This is a genomic window from Microcoleus harperi Pol14_C6 (assembly GCF_036701295.1).
Taxonomy (GTDB): domain Bacteria; phylum Cyanobacteriota; class Cyanobacteriia; order Cyanobacteriales; family Microcoleaceae; genus Microcoleus.
Genome location: NZ_JAUBQN010000014.1, coordinates 65212 through 85674 on the forward strand (window position 1 = coordinate 65212; position 20463 = coordinate 85674).

Consider the following 20463-nt stretch of genomic DNA (forward strand, 5'->3'; position numbering starts at 1 on the left):
ACACTGTAACTTCTTCCCTATTCCCTCTTCCTTCTTCCTTCTTCCTTCTTCCTTCTTCCCTCTTCCTTCTTTAAGCCAAGGGTAACAAAATTTCAAATTCAGTGCCTCTGCCTAACTCCGATCGCATCCTGAATGCACCGCCGTGTTTGCCCGTCACTATTTGATAGCTAACTGCTAAACTGGTTTCTTTGAGGGCGCGTTTTTCCGTAGAGAATGATTCTATAATTTTTTTGTACTTGCTAGGTGACATTCCTGGCCCGTTATCTGCTATGCAAATCGAAACCCAGCGAACATGAAGTTTATCTAAATCCGGCGCAGGTTCGGGACAGCAGACTTGAGTTGTGATTTCAATTTTAGGCTGGCGATCAAAGTCTTTGGGCCCTGCACCTTTAAACTCTTTCGCCAATTCTTGACCGACTGCTTCATTAATTAATGTATGAATAGCATTGGTCAAGATATTCATAAATACTTGGTTTAGCTGTCCTGCATAGCATGGCACTGGCGGCAGGTAGCCGTAGTTTTTCACTACTTGGATTTCCCTGGTCAAACGACTTTTGAGCAGCAAAAGTATGCTGTCTATGTTGGCGTGCAAGTCGGTTGGTTTGGGGTAAACATCGTCTATGTGGCAAAAGTTTTGCAAACTGCTTGCCAGCTTGCTCAAACGTTCGGCTCCCGATTTGATGCTGGCAACAGTTCGGAGGAAATCGTTTTGCAAAAAGTCATAGTCGATCTCTTCCTTGAGCCGTGCTATTTCCGGCGGGGGTTCAGTACAGTATGCGTCGTAAACTGAGAGCAATTCCATCAAGTTTTTGCTGTAGTCGCTTACGTAGGTTAAATTCCCCCAGATAAAGCCTACTGGATCTAAAATTTCGTGGGCTACTCCGTTGACTAAACGCCCTAAACTAGCCATTTTTTCGCTTTGAATCATTTGAGTTTGAGCTCTTTCGTAGCGCACTTGAGTTTCTATGCCACGAATTTGCCAGTACGCGATGTTTAGTGCGTTAGGGTCTAAGAGGCGGTAAGATTGGGAGTCTATTTGGACGACGATTGGTTCTGACTGCAATTCGGGCGATCGACGCAGAGCTTGTGGAGCTGCTGCCAAAATGGTTGTACTCTCTGGGACTAATAATATTTCGACGCGAGCGTAACTGTAGAGAACTTTTAGTGGCAGGTGCAAAAATAGCTCGGGGCCTTGAGGTTTGAGCAAATATTCCAGCAGTTGCCTGCGGGATATCATGCCCGCAAACTCTCCTGCTTCCATCAAGACGACTCCCGGCACTAGGGGATGCTGTTCAAACATTTCGGCAACTGCCACGGCCAAGCAGCTCGATTTAACCTGAAAGTCATACAGGGGCAAATCCCAGAGGGTAGACTCTAGGGAAAGGTCTTGATGGCTGCCTTCTGAGAGTGAAGGGCCAAGGAGTTTGGAACTGAATTTATTTGCCACTGGAACTTTTAGTTGCCGAAACGCTGGGAAAGTGAATGGAGAACCTACTACTAAGCTAGCCTATCACTTCACAGCAGGAGCGAACAACCGAGAATATTCTTGAGTTAATCATGTTTTGGGAACTATGGGCAGGAGAATTTCAAATTCAGTGTTCTTACCTGGTTGCGATCGCAATTTGAGTTGACCGCCGTGCTTTTCTGTGACGATTTGATTGCAGATAGCCAGCCCCATACCGCTGCCTTTGCCGGCTGGTTTAGTGGTAAAAAAGGTGTCAAATATCTGCTGGTGATTTTCTGGAGGAATGCCGGGCCCGTTATCGGCAATGCAAATTGCCACCCGGTTGCCGTGTTCGGTTTCTATGACTTTAGTGGTAATTTCGATTTGGGGCTGCCAGTTGTCCGGGCACGGGGTGTGTATTTCTCGATCGGCTGCGTACTCTGTCAGGGCATCTAGAGCATTAACTAACAAATTCAAAAACACCTGACTCAACTGACCGGAGTAGCCGCTTACTAGGGGCAGTTCGCCGTAATTTTTAACCACTGCTATGCTGTTTTTAAAGCGGTTTTTCAAAATTAACAGCGTCATCTCCACGCATTCGTGAATGTCTGTCTCAACAGGCTTTGTCTCGTCCATGTGAGAGAAGTGGTGCAGCCCGTTAACTATTTTTAGCAATTGCGAGGCTCCCAACTCCATCCCTTCTAAGGTGATAGGCAAATCTTCTTGTAAAAAATCAAATTCAATTTCTTCTTTGAGAGCGTCAATTCGGGGACATGGTTCCGAATATTCTTCTTCATAAACCGAGATGAGCTGAAGCAAGTGTTCAAAATAGGACAGCAGAAAAGTTAAATTTCCCCAAATACAGTTCAGCGGATTTCTGATTTCATGGGCTACTTCTGCTACAATTCTCCCCAAACTAGCCATTTTTTCTGTTTGGATTAGTTTGGCTTGGGTTTGTTTGTGGAGCAACTTATTTGTTAATTGGTGAATTCTTGATTGAGCAACCATTAATTGGTGTGCGTCTAACAGTTTGTAGCTCTGAGGCGCTACTTCCACTACTACAGGTTCGTAAATTAATTCTCCTGATCTGTAAAGCGATTCCTCGGCGGCTTCTACTATTAATTTACTGCCGGGAAGTATCAGCGGCTGTGCCTTGGAAAACTTGTATAATACCTCTATTGGTCGCTTGAAAAACATTTCTAACCCGTAGCGGCGGTTAACTTTTTCAAAAAATAGACGCCTGGATATTATGCCGACAAAATTACCCCCCTCTGTCAAAATAACGCCGGGAAGCATGGAATTTTTTTCAAAAGCCTGGGCTACTTCTTTTGCCTGTTGAGTTAATTCAATTTGGCAGTTGTAGAGGGGCAGGTCTAGGAGAGTTGATTCTAAGGAGATGTTCCAAGTACAAATTTCAGGTATATGCAACACTGATAACTCCGAGCTAGTCTCACGCACAGCAAACATAGATGAAACCCCTGTTAAATATTGTATAGATGGATAACTTAAGTTGCTATTAATTGGTAACGGGTAATTGGGAGAGGGTACTATTCTAATTTGTTAAATGAGAATAGTACCCGATGGCCTAACCCTATCGCAGTAGCATTGTCTGCTAAAGATTTTGTTTCTAAGCCAATATTAAACGATCGAAGCTTTTGTGGATATTACGGAGTTCTGCTGTAAACTTTTTACCATGATATACCTGCGATCGCGTGTTTTCCGAAAATTTTTAATATTTATAATTAATTATTGTGATAAATTATACCATTTTTCTTGTGATAGAAGGGAATTGGAGAACCGCGAGCGGCTTATCAGTGAATATACGGGCATCCTTCGAGGGTTGGAGGGCCCGGATCAGCCATCGTCCAAGGGGCTTGAGGTTCCAACGGTATCGTCAAGACTGGGGTCCAGGCAACAATCGGCAGATTGTACAGCAGAAAGAAGTTCGGCCACGGATTCGCTTTCTTCGGATGTAACCGAATGTAACGGATGGAAGGCTTTAGTTATCGTCGCGAGAGAAAGAAGAATCAATGTTCCGCAAGGGTTTGTGCAATTAAGAACGTTCTAACCGTATGGGCGGTTGCCATACCACTCAAAAGAAATGCAACTTTAGGCAACTTCCAACCTCGATGGTAGTCAGTTTTTTGCCATCTGCCATCTGCCGTCTGCCATCTGCCGTCTCAAATCGTCTTAGGGTTCCACCTCCGGCCAGAGGCGTTCTAGCTGATACCGCCAAGCCGCGAGAGTATTTTCGCGAGACTCTCGCCCTAGTTCCATTTCACCCATCAATCCCTCTGCGTAGAAACGGTCTAAAGTCTGAAGGGTAGTTTCCACAGACTGTCCCTGCGCCTTCGCAGCTTTGATGATTTGACGGATGCGGCTTTCTATCAAACCGCCGAAAAAGTCAGACAAACCTCTCTCTTGCAAAGCCAGCAGTCTGGCGACGGCGGCTGAGAAATCGGCGGCCGCGAGTGTGGCACAACTGTGCTGAAATACTCCCCACACAACGTTTTGATGTAAGGCGTAGCGAGTTTCGAGGGTGGTGTCAAAGTTAGCTTCTAGCAGTTTATCAAGAAATGGTTGAGCTTCCTGGGCATCGGCGATCGGCAGCAAAATCCGCAGCCAACTCCCGTCTTCTGAAAGGAGGACTAACAGGCGAAAATTGGGGGTTTCTACTTGCCAAGAAGTAGCAGCCGGCATCTCAACACTGTCACCAAATAAGTCTTTAAGGGTATTGCTAATTTCTTCGGGAGTCATGCGAATTTTAGATTTTAGGTTTGAGGTTTTAGATGTGAAATAGCAGGCTGGTGAGTTGGTTTCAAAAGTTTGTAATATTTACCAGTATGGCTTAGTATCAACTCAATTTCAAATCTCAAATCTCAAATCAATTTAGCAAAAGTAGGGTGTACACCGCGCACATTTCAACGCTTGGTGTTTATGGGCGCACCTTACCCTATTGATATTTACCCATATGGGTCAATCTAAAATCTAAAATCTAAAATCTAAAATCTAAAATAGATTTAGGGAAGCCAGCGGGGGTGATAGCCGGCAAGGGGAAGTTCTTCTGGCTGTAGTTTTGCGGGAGAACCGTCTGCGGGTATGTCTACTAAGGGTAGCAGCCAGAGGCGGCTGGTGGCGATCGACTGTCCGCTATCGTTGCGGGGACTGTCTGCTGCTGAGGGAGTTGCTGCTGTGACTGATTGGTCGAAAATTAATGCCAGCCCGTCGGGAGATAAACTGATTTGGGTATCTAATTGGTTAGGCAAAATCAACAGCGGTTTGATGGTTCCTACCAAACGAGTACCTTGTTTTTTGAGGTCGATGGTGGCGATGAAAGGCTGTTCTTTGTAGCTTTCTGTTTTGAGGCGTTGGGCTAACAAACAGTAGAGACGCTGAACTTGGTTGTCTTGGTTTTTGCGGGGGTCGAAATAAACGGCCATAATGCTGCCGGGAATACGCAATATTTCTTGTTCTACACCTTGGTTATCTAAGATGAAAAGCGATCGAGTAAAGTCGCTGTTGTATTTAACATAGGCGGCGGCAGAGTTGTCGCGGGCCATCCCCAATACTTGTTCGTATTTTGGCAAAAATTCTACTGGGTCTGCTTCCGGTTTGAGGGGGACGATCGCTAATCCTTGTTTTTGAGATATTACCATCGATTTGCTGTCGGGGCGAATCATAAAATCTCCGCCTTGTTCATTTTCCAATGGTCTGGGCGCCTGTTTTTCTTCCAAAATCCAAGGACTGAAATCGCCGGGATTGCTGCGGTTGACGCGCTGGACAACTATGATTTTTCCGTCGGCTGAGAGGTCGAATTTGAGGTTTTGGTAATCTTTGGCATCTAATAGTTTGTCGATTCTACCGGCTGGGTATTTTTGTTGAGTTCCTGAACCCGATTGGGGGTTGAGGCCGGTGGTGACTGTGAATAGTTCTTGATTTAGAGTGCCGCGAGTACGGGCGATCGATCGATCTGTGGCGGAGAATAAAATGCGATCGCTGTCGGGATACGCTTTAAAATCGGTAACGACTAAATCTTTCGGAGTCAGCGCTATCGGTTTCGAGTCGCTGCTAGTGAGATTGACTAACATTAATCTGCTTTCTGTTTCGCCTTGGACACCGATGTAAGCAAAAGCTCGATCGCGGCTGCGAAAGGAACTGCTAAACGGTTGCATCGGCGTTCCTGTGTTTTGGTTTTTTTCTCCGAAATACTTATCGGTTGCTCCGGCGAGTTTGACAGTGTAGGTAACGCCGTAGGGTGCTGGATCTTTGAGGGTGTAAGCCATGCGCCTTCCAGCCCAACTAAATTTACCGGTAAGGGGGGGTTCTAGCTTTAAGTTTTCCTCGACGCTGGAGTGGTTCATCGGTCGAAAGAATGTGAGGATAAAGCCGGTATCTTCGGCGCCGATTTGTTTGTTTTCCCAGGTAAATTCTCGCACTCTGGGTGCTGTGCGATCGCCGCTCAGCAGCAGCAGCCCGATTAAGACGCTCAGCACTAGCATGAGGAAGATGGCCGTGCGGTCGATCGGCTGTTTGAATGGCAGATTAGCGAAGGGTGAAGGATTAATTTTTTTCTTAAAAATACTCACAAATCTTTCTCTCCTACTTTCTGCTGAAAATTAACTGCCAAATTTTCCCTCTTAAATTTTACTGTCTCGGGCGTACTCCCGACCCTCTGAAACGGTTTTTTTTACCAGCGAGAAGGGCTGCAACGAAGTATGTCGATCACTAACTCGGTTTCTGAAAGTGTTGATGCCTCCAGGACTGAATTAAACTCACGAGCTTAAATCCGTGGAGTCTGCGGCACTTTCAACAGTATCAACCGAGTGGAGATGTGAAATTTGACTTTTACCTTTTAGGATGCCTCAGAGCTAAAAATTGCTCGATCGATAGAGGCTTTGAGGACAGTAGATAACCCTACAATTGTGCCAGTTGCCTTCAGGAATATGTGCGATTTGAGATTTGAGATTTAATCTCCTCAAATCGCTAATTCTTGAATAGTTGAGAGTTAACCCTGGCGCTCTACCCATCCTCCTAATAATCATGACACCTACTTAGATACCTTTCACGAATCCTTGACGATTAGTGGGTTGGAAATATTATTAACTGCTGACAGTGTATATGGCGATTCTGGTGCGGGATATAGCTTAGAATATTTGCTATCGTAATGTCTGACCTCAAAATAGTTTAAGTTTGACGGGTGAGGCTTATAGATTGAGAAACATTCCAAAATACAAAAAGTCGCGGCACTCTCTAAAGGCCCGACATTAACTACTTGATTTTTAAAGAGGCGACCTGATTTGATCCACTCTTTCATCTGCTTTCTTGACAAACAGTAAAATGCTGAATGAGGATTGCTAAACTCAGCAAATTTTACACCTTCTATATTTACACTAGATAGCTGATTCCATGATAGCTGCGAATCTATTGTCAAATCAATATATCTCTTTGTTCCTTGATACATTTCAAAACGGTTTGGGTAAAGAAGAGCATTCTCATACCCGCTTTGTCGGTTAAATTTTTCTAATTTTTCTAGAATGAAAGCATCATACAAAACAATGTCATCTTCTATGAATAAAAACCAGTCAAATTTTTCTACTCTTTCGACAAATTCTTCCTGAAGCCTAAACTCTACAAACATGGGATCGCATTCAGGGCCTTCTTGTATCTGAATGCACTTAATTTGATATTCAGGTAAATAGGCTGTAACGTGCCTGTTCGGTAGAGTTTGGATAGTAATACTCAGGTCGCAATGAGCAAAACTCGTCAACAGTCCATCTATTGTGTGCCTGAGTCTCTCTATTTTTTCTGCGCCTTTTTCTGGATTGTTAGATTCTTCAACGGATGTAATGTGTGCGACAGCAGCAAAGACTTTGGGACGTTCTTTTTCGGGTTGTTCGATTTGTTTAAATAAATTTATAATGCGATTTCTTTGATAAAAGAACATCAGTTTAGCATACCTCCTGGTCACTCGCAATATTTCTTGAAACAGAGCAATTTGTAAAAAGATAAAGTGAATTACTTTTCTTTTTGTATTGGGTTCGGCTGACATATAGACAATCTCCTTTTCCTTTACTTAAACAGTTGATTGATGGGAATTAAATCCATCGGTGATATTTTATCGATTGGCAGACCAAAATCAAAAGCCACTCTACACCAAATTAGAGTGGCTAGCACCCCTATAAACAGCCCTGTTAATTGAATATCCTGCCAAAAACAAGTTAGTCCTTCTTTCCACAAACCGTAGTTAGTTACTGCATAGGTAGGAAGGTCGCCCAGAGCTACAGCAATCACGGCACCTAAATTACCTTTTAAGTGGTATCCCAGCGGTATAGTTATACATAGATTCACAAAAGTCAGCAGATTACCCATAGCTGCGTACTGAGACTTTCCTACGGCTAACAGACAAGAACCCATCATATTGTGCAAGGTTGTGTGCCAGATACCTAAAGCCAAGATTGGCATCATCCAAGAAGCCGCCGCATACTCTTTCCGATAGAGTATTAAAATTAACTGATCTCCGAAGCTCACAAAAATTGCTAAACCTACGGCTAATGGTATTAGAATTAACTTGCGGTTGTTCAGGATCTTGGCGCGCAACTCCTCCCGCGGCAACGTGGCTAGCATAGAAATCGAGGGAAAAATCACCCGGCCACTAATGGCGATGATGACTTGGCGCGGCATATCCCCTAGGGTAAAAGCGATGCCGTAAATGCCCAAAAGTGTTAAAGTAAATATTTTCCCGAGAATGAGTCGATCGGCTTGAGAACACAGAAAAAATAAAATCGTAGACAAAAATATCCATTTGCCATAAGAAAATATTTCTTTTACTGCTTCTTTATCCCAAGCAAAGCGGTTTGACTTGCCGGGAATCAAAAAATGGCTCCATACTAACTCCACTACAGCTCCAGTCCAGCCGCCTACAACGATCGCCCAAATGCTGCGATCGAAGAAAGCCCACACAATCATCACTGTAGTAGAAATTATCTGTGTACCCAACTCAAAAAGCACTACTTCCTTAACGCTCATTTTGCGTTCTAGGGTGGATACGGAAGTCGATTTAAACCCTCCTATTATGGTATTTATACTTAGGGCTGGAATCAACCACATCAGACGGGGTTCTTCATAGAATTGAGTAACTGGCCAGGTTACTAGAATTAAACACAACCAGACAAACAAGCTGCGAATAACTTGCATTGTCCAAGCAGTGTTGAGAAATTGAGGCTCGTCCCCGCGCTTGTTTTGAATGATACTTGGGCCCAGACCTATGTCTGTGAATAAGTTAATGCCTACGATGAAAACGTAGGCTAGACCCATTAGACCAAATAATTCAGGCAAAAGCAGGCGCGTCAGAATTAGGTTGCTACCAAATCGGATAATTTGACTGCTTCCATAACTTGCGATCGTCCAAACAGCACCTTTGATAGCTAATTTTTTTTCGGATGACATATACTCAGAATTTATTTCCTAATTACGAGTGTAGTTGCTGAATTTGTTATTTGCAACTCCTACAGGATGCTGCTGCCACTTTTATAGCTGACTGTACAGTATCTTTATTTGTATACGGATAAGGGGTTTTCAGTGTCCATCTCGAAATAAATGTAAAATAGAATCTCATACTTCCTCCATACCTAATAATCATAAGGATTTTTGGGTTCGGGAATGGGTTGGAGGGAGGATGCTTGAATGATTAATTTGCGCTTGCCTTGGAGTTCTTCTACGATCGTTTCTCCTTCTATTTCTAGCCAACTGTCTGGGGCAAAGGTGGTGCGGCTTTGACCGATCAGTAATTTTACCGGCAACCCGATCGGATAGGCGTCGGCCGCGCAGCAGGTAATGATAAAACGCCCGATCCACATATATTGTTCTGCTATGTTGGGGGGGTGAATTACAAATCCTTGAACTTTGACTTTTTGACCTCTGTATGTATCGGGCTCTGGATTGAAATTTAACAGCCGCACCCATTCGACGAGCGATCGCTGTTCGGGTTTTGTAGTATTGCGAAATTCTTGGGGTTGCAGTCTGGTGATTGGCAGGGATTCAGTGAGGCCTCGTTCTAATGCTGTCTGGCTGGTAAAAGTGCGTGGCGTTGTTAGTAAACCGATTAATGCGACGCTCAACATTAAGGTACTGCCGATGCTGGGGGGAAACAAAGTAACGTGTTCAACTTCTGTAATTCTGAGAGAGTTATTTGCTGGTGATGTTCGCGATTTCTTTGTGGTGCGAGCGAGTTTTACGAGTTCCCAAGTTTTTAACCCGCCAATAACCATTAAGCCGATTCCTCCCGCTAAAGTCAAGCCAAAGTAATTGGGGTGAATGAGAATGCTTAATTTGCCTGTAATCCAATATTTGAGGAGCAGTATTCCCCACGCTAAGATAGCTAGGGCGTCCAGCCAGGGGCTAATTTTTTTAAGATTCATTTTGTAACAGTCATTGAGAATTGGGGATAGGGACTTTGAAGGAAGAGAAAGAAACAATAAGAGGAAATAAGGAAGAACAAAAATTGAAAAAACAGCTATCCGTATATCCGTGAGTACCGTCGTGAATCAATGTACTTGAAAATCGCAACTGGTATTATTTATATGTCATATCTAATTTATTAACCTAAATGCAAGTTAACACCGAGGGTCATTAAAAAGGTTAACTGAGCTGCCAAGACAATTATGTAAACTACGGCTCGACTTTTAAAAATTGACAGCATTAAACCTATGCCTTTGAGGTCAATCATCGGGCCGAAAACGAGAAAGGCTAACAGCGAACCGCTGGTAAATGTGGAAGCAAAAGACAGGGCAAAAAAGGCATCTACTGTAGAACAAATGGATACGACTGCGGCTAATAGCAGCATGGCGAGAATTGAGGAAACGGGCCCTTGGCCGAGGTTGAGAATTAGTTCGCGGGGTGCACCAACTTGAATGATTGCTGCGATCGCACTTCCGATTACCAAGACTCCTCCCAATTCGCGCAACTCCTGTACCATAGTATCTAAAAGCAGGCGCAGACGCTCTTTAGAAACGCGGTGGAACATCGAGGAACGTTTCGAGGTTTTTTGTGTTTTGCCTGTTTGTAATGGCTTCCAGTCGTCTTGTAGCAAAGATTCGATCGGCACCGCCCCCCCCGGCTGACCGAGCATAAAAGTTCCCGACTGCAACAGCAGCGGAGTGTTGGCTTGGACGAGCTCTTGTTCGGAAAACTCTGGTTTTGGTAGAGGGATAGCGCGGGCTACAGCAGGTTGCAGCAGAGGTCGCAAGTCTTTTTGGGTGCTGAACACCCAGCCGATAATTGTGGCTGTGATTAAGGAAAATACCACCCGCAAAACTACAATTTCTGGCTGATCGCGAAATGCCGTCCAAGTCGCCCAAATTACCACGGGGTTGATGGTGGGGGCCGCAAGCAAAAAGCCGATCGCGGCTGGTGCGGGCACTCCCTGCATCAGTAGCCTACGGGCTACGGGCACGTTACCGCACTCGCACACGGGAAACAAAAAGCCGATCGAACTGCCCATCAAAGCCCCCAGTAGCGGGTTTCGCGGGATGCGGGATACGAGTTTGCGTTCGTCTACAAACCCCAGCAGCAAACCTGAGAATAAAACTCCCAGCAGCAGAAAAGGTATTGCTTCTACTAACAAGCTGAGAAAAAGGGTAAAAGCATTGTTTAACTGATTCGTGAGGGCGGGTTGCATCGATCACCTACTGGTAAATTGCTATTTAGTTACACGTCTTTGGCAGAACCCCCTGTCGATCATACCAAAGCACAGCACTAAGTTAAGATTCAGTTGAAACTTTTTTCTTACAATCCTCTATCTTATAGCCATCATTAAAAGTCGCAGAGCCTGGTAAGGACACGGCCGTACCGTTTCCCTATAGATATGGCGTACAATATATATCCGTCCCTACTTTTCACCATGGTATATGATTAATGTTTGAATTTAATAAAGCCTTTTCTTGGCTGGAATTAGTAGAGTTTATAATTTAATCAATGCTAGCTTGTGAATGATTTGGAATGGTTAAAGTTGTTTGAATTACACTCAAATTTTCTACCTGATATTTAATTCGGTGGCATCGGAATTGATATTACCCACAGTCAGGACACCGCGCCTGGCAGTTTCCCTACAATTAATCGGCAGCCGATGGTTAGATCTTTCATCGAAAAAAAGTGATTATTTTGGGGTAGGGAAACGGCATTGCCGTGTCCTCCGTTGTCTTCAGTATCAAAGGCCGTAGCTTGTGGGGCGGGACACCATCGCGATTATGGTGCGACCTAAAACTCGGGGACGCGCACCCACGGGTACATTCGACCGCGAGGCGGGCGATCGGGCAATTCCGATTTTCCTCTCTTGTCAATCAATTATATTTCTCAGCATAATAATTTATTAACAAAAGGTTAAGACGATAACTTAAGGTTAATGAATAGTTAAATAGTCGAACCAAACGTTAATACCGCTCAAGTCAGTATAAAATAAAGTCAGGTATAATTACCAGGGCGCATTTATCTCGGTGATACTCAATCTTGCCTAATACTTTAAGTGGTAACATCCCATTTACTACAGTCAGTTTTTTGTGTAATTAAAAAAGCAGTTGGTCAGGATGATCCCGGTCAAAGCACTCAGCAACTTACTTGCTGACCTTTGGTAGCTGAATGTCTGCTAGTAAATAGAACCCCAAAAAAGCGTACTGATGAATTTATGTTGAATACCTCCTGCGTAGAAAGACCAGTCCAACCCATCTCCGAGGCTGACCTAGGAGAACTTTGTTTAGACTCTACTCTCCAACAATTGTCGCTTTACGATTTTCAGGTAGAAGCTACGGATTGGGGAATGCGAATTTCTCAGATGTTAGAAGCTAATCCGCTGTTACCCGGAGTCATTGTGACCCATCAAGGTGAATTTGCCGGCATGATTTCCCGGCGGAGATTTTTAGAATTTATCAGCCGTCCTTTTGGGCGAGAATTATTTTTAAAGCGACCTGTGAGGGCTTTGTACCGCTTTGCCGAAACTGAGAGTTTAATTTTTCCCAGCAATACTTTAATCGTGGATGCGGCCAGGAAGTCGCTGTTGCGATCGAAAGAACTGCTTTACGAACCGATTGTGGTTCAATTGTCACCTCAAACTTATAGTTTGCTAGACGTGCACGAACTGTTAGTAGCGCAATCCAATATTCATGAACTAGCAACAAAATTGCTAAGGCAGCAAACTCAATCTCAACTAATTCAAACCGAAAAACTAGCGAGTTTGGGACAGATGGTAGCTGGAGTCGCCCACGAAATTAGAAATCCCGTCACCTGCATCAGCGGAAATCTAGGCTTTTTGTCTAACTACTCGAAAGACATTATGGAGTTGCTGTCTGCTTACGAAGACATTGTGGGTAACAGCGAAAAAATTGACCAACTCAAAAAACACATAGAATTTGATTTTTTGCAAGAAGATTGGGTAGAAATTCTCAAAAGTATGAAAGTTTCATCGCAGAGGCTGACCGAACTCGTCACCAGCCTGCACACCTTTTCTCACATGGACGAAACCCATTTGAAACAAGCTAACATCCACGAATGTATTGACAGTACGCTGCTAATTATGAAAAACCGTCTCAAGTACGGAATTGAAGTAGTGAAAAGCTATGGAGATTTGCCTTTGGTCAAGTGTTACTCTGGTCAGTTGAGCCAGGTATTTATGAATATCATCAGCAATGCAATCGACGCTTTGGAAGAGGTAAAAGCAGAAAAAGATTTTATGCCTGCGATTACTATTGAAACTGAGGTAATAGATAGTTCTGACGGAGACTGCGTTAATTCGGAATTAATTCAAAATTATGTTATGGGCGATAGACAAAATGCAAAACCGCTATCATCCGCCAGCCAAAACGTCGGCTTTAGCCCCGAAGCAGCCGAAAAAAATCAAAATAATGCTTGGATAGCCATCCGAATTGCCGATAACGGGCCAGGCATTCCGCCAGAAATTCAACGGCGGATTTTTGAGACATTTTTCACCACTAAACCTGCGGGGAAAGGTACCGGTTTGGGGTTGGCAATTACCCATCAAATTGTTACGGAAAAGCATAAAGGCAAGTTGAATTTGCATTCTACGCCCGGTACAGGTACTGAATTTGAAATTTTGTTGCCATTGATTTGAAGGAATCAGTCATATCTAATCTATTAGCATCGGAATTATTTCTATCTCTCTGCGTGAATCAGCGTCAAGCCATTGTCATCTGCGGCAGAGAAATTTTATTTTTTTAACCGCAGATGAGGGCAGATAAACACAGATTAACGCAGATGAATTAGATCTATTCGGGTTGCAGCATCGGTGACTGTTGACTGTTGACTGTTGACTAATGACTACTGACTTTTTTTAAGCTCGAAGCTGAACTGGCATCACCAAGAATGTAGCATTGACTCCGCCTAAAGGCTGAAAAATTACAGGGGCAAGAGCACCGTTTAATTGCAGTTGAATTTCTGGGGATTGAGCAGTTTTCAAAATGTCAATTAAGTATTTCACGTTGAAAGCAATATCTATGCTATCTCCCGAAATCTGTGCGGGCATTGACTCTTTGCCGCAGCCGACATCTTTAGCATCTACAGACAAAGTAATTTCCTGATTCTCCTCGTCGATGCTGCATTTGAGAATATTATTTTTTTGGTCTGCAAACACGGCAATTCTTTCTACTGCTGCTAAGAACGATCGCCTTTCTAAGGTAATTTGCCGCTCAAAGGAGGGCGGAATCAACTGGCGGTATGCGGGATATTGCCCTTCCAAGGTGCGGGTTGTCAGCCGCTGGTCTGCCCATTCAAACACTACTTGACCGTGTTCAAAATGCAGGGTTACAGGTTCAGTCCACTGTCGCATCACCAGCATTCTTTCTACTTCCCGCAATGCTTTAGCGGGGACTGTCACCTCAAATTCTTCTTGGGTTTCTTCGCCTTCAGCTTTTTCATTTGCAGTTTGAACTACTGCCAATCTGTGGCCGTCTGTAGCTGCAAATTCCAAGCAATCTTGCAATACTTTTAAATGCACGCCTGCAAGTACCTGTTTTGCCTCGTCGGGGCTAGTAGCAAATAAAGTTCCTTTGAGTCCTTCTATCAAGGCTTCCGGCGGCAATTTGAGGATTGTTCCGGCTTCGATGGCGGGCAATTCTGGGAATTCTTCCGGGCCCATGCCTCTAACTTGGTAGCTGCCAGAACTGCAAGTGAGATATGCTACGGTGTCCCCCGCTTCGTCTTCTAAAGTAATCTCTCCATCCGGGAGTCTCGAAACAATATCGTTAAGCAATTTAGCGGGTATTGTAAAACTGCCGCCGCCTGTTACTTCTGCTGCGAAGCTGGTACGAATGCCCAAACTGAGATCGAAAGCTGTCAAGCTAACCCGCTGATTTTCCTCATCCGCTACTAAGAGCACGTTGGCTAGTACCGGATGTGTCGGGCGGGAGGGAACGGCCCGACTTACCAACGAGAGGTTGGCGTTGAGGTCACTTTGGGTGCAAACCAATTTCATGGTAGGAAGGTTAATTAACCGGATTTGAAACAGAAACAAATCGTATCACAGAAAGCCAGCGGGTCGGTTTTTCTGTGTGTAGGGCTTAAGCATGGGGCGCTTATTCCCGGTTTCTACGCAAAATTTTGCCTGTAAAAACGAGAAATCTTCGTATAAACCGGGTTTCTGAGGTTAGCGCGCGTCGCGAACTATGTGTGTAGGGTGTGTAGGGCTCACCAGTTTTTTTTAATTTATTTAATTATTTTTGTATCGATCGCCCTGTGGAAACTGTGGAAAAAAAAGCTAACTGCTTGCTGGGAATCACTTGTAGGTAATAAATACCTGTGGAAAACTTGTGGAAAAGCTGGTGCGGTCGATCGCCCATTTTTGTGCAAAAACTGTTTCGGGCGATCGAGTAAAGTTTTCCACAAACGGAGGGCAACTTTTCCACAGGTTTTTCCACAGGCAAGCTGCTACGCATAGAAATTGTCTGTTATCGGAGAGTTACCCGTTCGGTGATGCGGATCTTGAAATCGCTACATAGAGTCATTGGTGTGACAACTGACTGACAACTAACTGACAACTGACTGACAACTGACAACTGACCGAAAGCATCCAGAATACAAGTCCCAGGATTCATCCGTAGAGAAATAAAAAACCTGTATCCGATAAAGGAGCACCTGAATTTATCCGTGGGGTCAATGCTTCAATTCTTTAATCTAAAATCTAAGATCGATTGACTTCTTCTCAAGTTTTGCGGCTGACAACATTAATTCGATCACTCAACTGACGCAAAGTTTGAGCCAAATTCGGGTCAGTGTTCCGCAACTGAGCAATTTTGTCACAACTGTAAAGCACAGTCGTGTGATCTTTGCCACCGAATACTTCGCCAACTTTCGGCAAACTCAAACCAGTATGCTGCCGAATTAAATACATCCCTATTTGACGTGCCAGACTAATTTCTCGCCGACGGGAAATTCCTTTCAAATCTTCAACAGAAACATCAAACTCCTCAGCCACAACTGCAATTACTGCATCTGGCGTTGCCTCGACGCTTTCAGTTTGCGGATTCAAAACCGGGGCGATATTTTCCACGGTCATCGGCAAACCAGTAATTGAAAGATATGCTACCGCCCGAATCAAAGCTCCTTCCAATTCGCGGACGTTGGAAGTGTAACTAGAAGCAATATATTCAATGACATCTCGCGGCAGCCGCATATTTTCATACTCAGCTTTTTTCTGCAAAATTGCCATCCGAGTTTCCAAGTCTGGCAATTGAATATCGGCAATTAATCCCATGGAAAATCTGGAACACAAACGCTCTTGCAGGCGGGGGATTTGCTGCGGCGGGCGGTCGGAAGCTAAAACTACTTGATTCCCGGCTTCGTGCAAAGTATTAAAGGTGTGAAAAAATTCTTCTTGAGTGTATTCTTTGCCTTCAATAAATTGGATGTCATCTATTAATAAAACATCTGCAGCCCGATAATGATCGCGGAAAGTTTGCATACTGTCTTTGCGAATTGCGGCGATTAAATCGTTTGTAAATTTCTCAGTAGAAACGTAAAAAATCTTGGCGTTGGGGTCAATTTCCAAGCGATAATGGCCGATCGCCTGCATCAAATGAGTTTTGCCCAAACCGACGCCACCGCACAAAAATAGGGGATTGAATTCTCGGCCCGGAGACTCGGCTACCGCGAGGGAAGCCGCGTGAGCCATGCGGTTGTTGGAACCGACGACAAAGCGGGAAAATAGGTATTTGGGGTTTAAATTGGCGGGTTTGGGGGGGTGAAGCGAGTGGCTTTCCGGGACATCGGCGATGGGGGATGGCCAAATTATGGCGGAGTCGCTGCTGCCGCCTGTTTCGTTTCCTCCGGCAATTGTCAAGTAAATGTCTACCGGATAGCCCAGAATTTCTGCGACTGCATCGGCAAGGATTTCTCTGTAATATTTTTGCAACCAATTGCGAGCAAAGGGGTTGGGGGCGCTGACGATCAAACAGTTATTTTCGAGTTGTTCGGCCCTAGCAGTTTTGATCCACGTCTCAAAGCTAGGTCTGCTCAGTTGTACCTGGAGACGTTCAAGTATCTGATTCCACAGACTTTCGAGGGGAATGTCCACTGCTCACCTCTGCCGATCGGCATTCAAGATATTAATTCTACAGTCTAGAGAGTTTAGTCCTCAGATGCTAAAGTTTAAGGGAGTCTGCCGATCGCCAAAATTTTTGCGGCTCTGCAGCCCAAACCAGGTATCGGGGAGCTGTTCAGCAAATATTTAGATTTGGCAGGAAAGCCTAAAAACGTGGCCATGAAGAGTTCTACTGGCAAATTTTGGAAGCAACCGGCAATTTACATATTGCTGCTGGTAACGGGAGCCGGAGCCGCCATGTTGGGCGATCGTCTGACGGTTTCTCAATTTCGTGCAAATTCTGGGGATTCTGGACAAAGGGCGCTGGAACCGAAATTGCAACTGCCTCGTAGTACAAAGGATCGAGTTAGCAAAGTTTTGCCGCCTGCTTCCTTATCGGGCGACGGAACTAATGTGAATTTTATTGTGGCTGCGGTGGCAAAAGTTGGCCCGGCAGTGGTTCGGATCGATGCTTCGCGCCGAGTGAAACCGGGAAATAGAGGGCTGTCGCCGGAAGATTTTTTTGGCATAGAACCGAATTCGGGCGGCCGGGGCGGAATCGAACGGGGCACTGGTTCGGGTTTTGTGATCGGTGCCGACGGCGTGATTCTCACTAACGCTCACGTTGTAGAGGGAGCCGATACGGTAAATGTAACTCTCAAGGACGGCCGCAGCTATCAGGGGCGGGTGTTGGGGGCGGATAAGGTAACGGATGTGGCTGTGGTGAAGATTGAGGCGAATAATTTGCCTGTGGTGGCGATCGGCAATTCCGATAAGCTGTTGTCTGGGGAATGGGCGATCGCGATCGGCAATCCTTTGGGTTTGGACAATTCCGTAACTGCGGGGATTATTAGCGCTACGGGGCGATCGAGCTCTGATGTGGGCGTACCCGACAAGCGGATCGGTTTTATTCAAACAGACGCTGCAATTAATCCGGGGAATTCCGGCGGCCCGCTGCTGAATGCTTCGGGCCAAGTTATTGGCATGAATACGGCGATTATTCAAGGTGCTCAAGGATTGGGCTTTGCGATTCCCATTCAGGCGGCCCAACAGGTGGCGAAGGAACTGATTTCGACGGGGAAAGTCGAACACGCTTATTTAGGCATTGAAATGGCGACGCTGACTCCAGACGTTAAGCAGCAAATTAACAGCAACGCTAACAGCAGCCTGCGAGTTGCAGTCGATCGGGGTGTGGCTATTGTTAGCGTTGTTCCTAATTCTCCGGCAGCAGCAGCCGGTTTGCGGGCTGGAGATGTGATTCAAAAAATTAACAATCAGCCAATTATTCAGTCGGAAGCTGTTCAGGAGTTCGTGCAAAATGCTAAGGTTGGCGGGCTGTTGCAAATGGAAATCAACCGCAACGGGCAAATAGTTAATTTGACTGTTAAAACGGGAAGTTTGCCGGTTCAAAAAGTTGGATAAGAAGGAAGAAGGAAGAAGGAAGAAGGAAATAATAATTTGTCAGTAGTTAACGACTAACAAATAACCACTAACCAATAACGACTAACCACCAATAACTATGGCAGAAATATTACAAATATCGCAATTAGGAAATCCCGTGCTGCGCCGCCCGTCGCAAGTTGTCGAGAATATTAAGGACGATCGCATTCAACAGTTGATTGACAGCTTAATCTGTACAGTACAGCAGGCAAACGGAGTGGGGATTGCCGCCCCTCAAGTGGCTCAGTCCGATCGCCTGTTCATCGTTGCCTCCCGTCCCAATTTGCGGTATCCCCAAGCACCTCACATGGAACCCACAGCGATGATTAATCCGCGGATTGTGGCTGCATCAACAGAGACAGTCAAAGACTGGGAAGGCTGTTTGAGCATTCCGGGGATTCGGGGATTGGTGCCGAGAAGTAGGGCGATCGAGATAGAATACACCAGTAGAGACGGCAAACTCCACCGACAAGAATTGACAGACTTTGTGGCCCGGATTTTTCAACACGAACACGACCATTTAGATGGAATCGTGTTTTTAGACAGGGTAGAAAGCACCGCAGAACTGATGGCAGAGGATGAGTACCAAAAGCAATTTGTTAATTTACTCCCTTGAGCACAAATCAGTGAGTTGATTTGAGATTTACTTGTTATTACTCGTTTTTTGTAGCAGAGTCATTGAATCTATAACAAATAGTATGAACAGCAATCAACTACCTGCAAATCATCAGCCACAAATTATTTTGATTACGGGGAACATGGCTGCTGGAAAATCAACTGTTGCCCAATCACTTGCCGAACGGTTGCCCAAAAGTGTTCACCTGCGCGGAGATATCTTTCGTCGCATGATTGTGAATGGGCAGGCGGAAATGGCGTTAAATTTGTCAGCAGAGGCATATCAGCAACTTCAACTGCGCTATCACCTGGCAGCAATGGCAGCGCGACACTATCTCCAGGCTGGCTTTACGGTTGTCTATCAAGACATCATCATTGGTTCGGCACTCAGTGAGGTAGTCGCCGCGTTTCATGATGTGCCGTTGTCAGCGATCGTTCTGTGTCCCCAGGCAGAGGTTGTAGCGGCACGAGATGCAGCAAGATCCAAGACCGGATATGCCAACGAAACAATGGTTTATGCATTCGATCGCATCCTCCGCACCGAAACTCCTCGCCTTGGCTACTGGCTGGATTCAACCCATCTAACGGTTAAAGAAACGGTCGATCGGATTTTGGCAATTTTGCAAGATGAATCAGTTAAATAACATCGCTATGTGCCTGAGCGCGATCGCTCCTAAATCAATAGTTTAGAGGGAAGACACCTTATACTTGACATTTAAAATTTGTGGTATAACTGTTAACAATAATATCAAAGATGTTGCGAACAGGAGAGCAAATGTCTATCAATTTGGAAAAAGGCGGGAGAATCAATCTATCTAAAGAAGCACCTGGGCTGAAAAATGCCGGGATTGGTTTGGGATGGGATATCAATGCTACCGACACGGGCGCAGCGTTTGATTTAGATGCTTCCGTGTTTATGTTGGGGGCTACTGGCAAAATCCCCGGCGAAAAATACTTTGTTTTCTACAACAACAATCAATCGCCGGACACTTCTGTAATACATCTCGGAGATAGCAGAACCGGAGAAGGATTTGGCGATGATGAAACCGTTACAGTCGATTTAACCAAGGTTGATCCGGCGGTGCAAGAAATTGTGTTTGTGGTGACTATCCACGAAGCAGAATCGAGAAGGCAAAACTTCGGTCAAGTGCGGAATGCTTTTATCAGGATTTACGACACTACTACTAACACAGAAGTAACGAAGTACGATTTGGACGAGGATTTTTCTAGGGAGACAGCGGTAGAGTTTGGCAGACTTTACAAGAAAGACGGTGAGTGGAGGTTCCAAGCTGTAGGACAAGGCTACAATTCCGGCTTGCAAAGCTTTGTAGATAAGTATGCCTGATAAAAGGTCGATCGATCCTAGCTAAATAAATCGAGGGGA

Annotated in this window: 16 protein-coding genes; 5 read left to right on the forward strand and 11 right to left on the reverse strand. The window is 44.9% G+C overall.

The features are described from left to right. Window positions 1–70: 70 nt before the first annotated feature. The 8 genes from QUA27_RS12320 to QUA27_RS12355 all read right to left on the reverse strand — a co-directional run bounded on the left by QUA27_RS12320 (window position 71) and on the right by QUA27_RS12355 (window position 11120). The gene (locus QUA27_RS12320) at window positions 71–1447 is read right to left on the reverse strand and encodes a sensor histidine kinase (protein WP_333068264.1); all 1377 of its coding nucleotides are present in this window, start codon (window positions 1445–1447) and stop codon (window positions 71–73) included. Between the two features lie 108 nt (window positions 1448–1555). Continuing rightward, window positions 1556–2911 (reverse strand): ATP-binding protein, encoded by a 1356-nt coding sequence (locus QUA27_RS12325; protein WP_445251494.1) that lies wholly within the window; start codon window positions 2909–2911, stop codon window positions 1556–1558. A gap of 723 nt (window positions 2912–3634) precedes the next feature. Continuing rightward, entirely contained in the window at window positions 3635–4201 is a 567-nt protein-coding gene (locus tag QUA27_RS12330; protein WP_333068268.1) for a hypothetical protein, read from the reverse strand. Between the two features lie 263 nt (window positions 4202–4464). Then, complete coding sequence (locus QUA27_RS12335; RefSeq protein ID WP_333068269.1) at window positions 4465–6030, reverse strand: hypothetical protein; 1566 nt, start codon at window positions 6028–6030, stop codon at window positions 4465–4467. Window positions 6031–6506: 476 nt separating this feature from the next. After that, the gene (locus tag QUA27_RS12340) at window positions 6507–7493 is read right to left on the reverse strand and encodes a hypothetical protein (RefSeq protein WP_333068271.1); all 987 of its coding nucleotides are present in this window, start codon (window positions 7491–7493) and stop codon (window positions 6507–6509) included. A 20-nt stretch (window positions 7494–7513) separates the two neighbouring features. Further along, window positions 7514–8890: an oligosaccharide flippase family protein gene (locus QUA27_RS12345; RefSeq protein WP_333068273.1), complete on the reverse strand. Its 1377-nt coding sequence runs from the start codon at window positions 8888–8890 to the stop codon at window positions 7514–7516. 182 nt (window positions 8891–9072) lie between these two features. Beyond that, entirely contained in the window at window positions 9073–9861 is a 789-nt protein-coding gene (locus QUA27_RS12350; protein WP_333068276.1) for a TIGR03943 family putative permease subunit, read from the reverse strand. A gap of 179 nt (window positions 9862–10040) precedes the next feature. Continuing rightward, entirely contained in the window at window positions 10041–11120 is a 1080-nt protein-coding gene (locus QUA27_RS12355; protein WP_333068278.1) for a permease, read from the reverse strand. Between the two features lie 1002 nt (window positions 11121–12122). On the opposite strand from QUA27_RS12355, the gene QUA27_RS12360 reads away from it, so the two are divergent. Continuing rightward, window positions 12123–13562 (forward strand): sensor histidine kinase, encoded by a 1440-nt coding sequence (locus QUA27_RS12360; RefSeq protein ID WP_333068279.1) that lies wholly within the window; start codon window positions 12123–12125, stop codon window positions 13560–13562. 219 nt (window positions 13563–13781) lie between these two features. On the opposite strand, the gene dnaN is transcribed toward QUA27_RS12360, so the two are convergent. The 3 genes from dnaN to dnaA form a co-directional block, all read right to left on the reverse strand. Then, the gene (gene dnaN / locus QUA27_RS12365) at window positions 13782–14921 is read right to left on the reverse strand and encodes a DNA polymerase III subunit beta (protein WP_006632140.1); all 1140 of its coding nucleotides are present in this window, start codon (window positions 14919–14921) and stop codon (window positions 13782–13784) included. Window positions 14922–15159: 238 nt separating this feature from the next. Then, window positions 15160–15381: a hypothetical protein gene (locus QUA27_RS12370; RefSeq protein WP_333068281.1), complete on the reverse strand. Its 222-nt coding sequence runs from the start codon at window positions 15379–15381 to the stop codon at window positions 15160–15162. A gap of 266 nt (window positions 15382–15647) precedes the next feature. After that, window positions 15648–17018 (reverse strand): chromosomal replication initiator protein DnaA, encoded by a 1371-nt coding sequence (gene dnaA / locus QUA27_RS12375; protein WP_333068282.1) that lies wholly within the window; start codon window positions 17016–17018, stop codon window positions 15648–15650. 186 nt (window positions 17019–17204) lie between these two features. Between dnaA and QUA27_RS12380 the strand changes: the two genes are divergently transcribed. From QUA27_RS12380 to QUA27_RS12395, 4 genes are all read left to right on the forward strand, one after another. Beyond that, complete coding sequence (locus tag QUA27_RS12380; RefSeq protein WP_333068284.1) at window positions 17205–18446, forward strand: HhoA/HhoB/HtrA family serine endopeptidase; 1242 nt, start codon at window positions 17205–17207, stop codon at window positions 18444–18446. A gap of 97 nt (window positions 18447–18543) precedes the next feature. After that, window positions 18544–19080: a peptide deformylase gene (gene def, locus QUA27_RS12385; protein WP_333068285.1), complete on the forward strand. Its 537-nt coding sequence runs from the start codon at window positions 18544–18546 to the stop codon at window positions 19078–19080. Window positions 19081–19162: 82 nt separating this feature from the next. After that, complete coding sequence (locus QUA27_RS12390; protein ID WP_333068287.1) at window positions 19163–19723, forward strand: AAA family ATPase; 561 nt, start codon at window positions 19163–19165, stop codon at window positions 19721–19723. A 131-nt stretch (window positions 19724–19854) separates the two neighbouring features. Beyond that, the gene (locus QUA27_RS12395) at window positions 19855–20424 is read left to right on the forward strand and encodes a TerD family protein (RefSeq protein ID WP_333068288.1); all 570 of its coding nucleotides are present in this window, start codon (window positions 19855–19857) and stop codon (window positions 20422–20424) included. The last annotated feature ends 39 nt before the right edge of the window (window positions 20425–20463 follow it).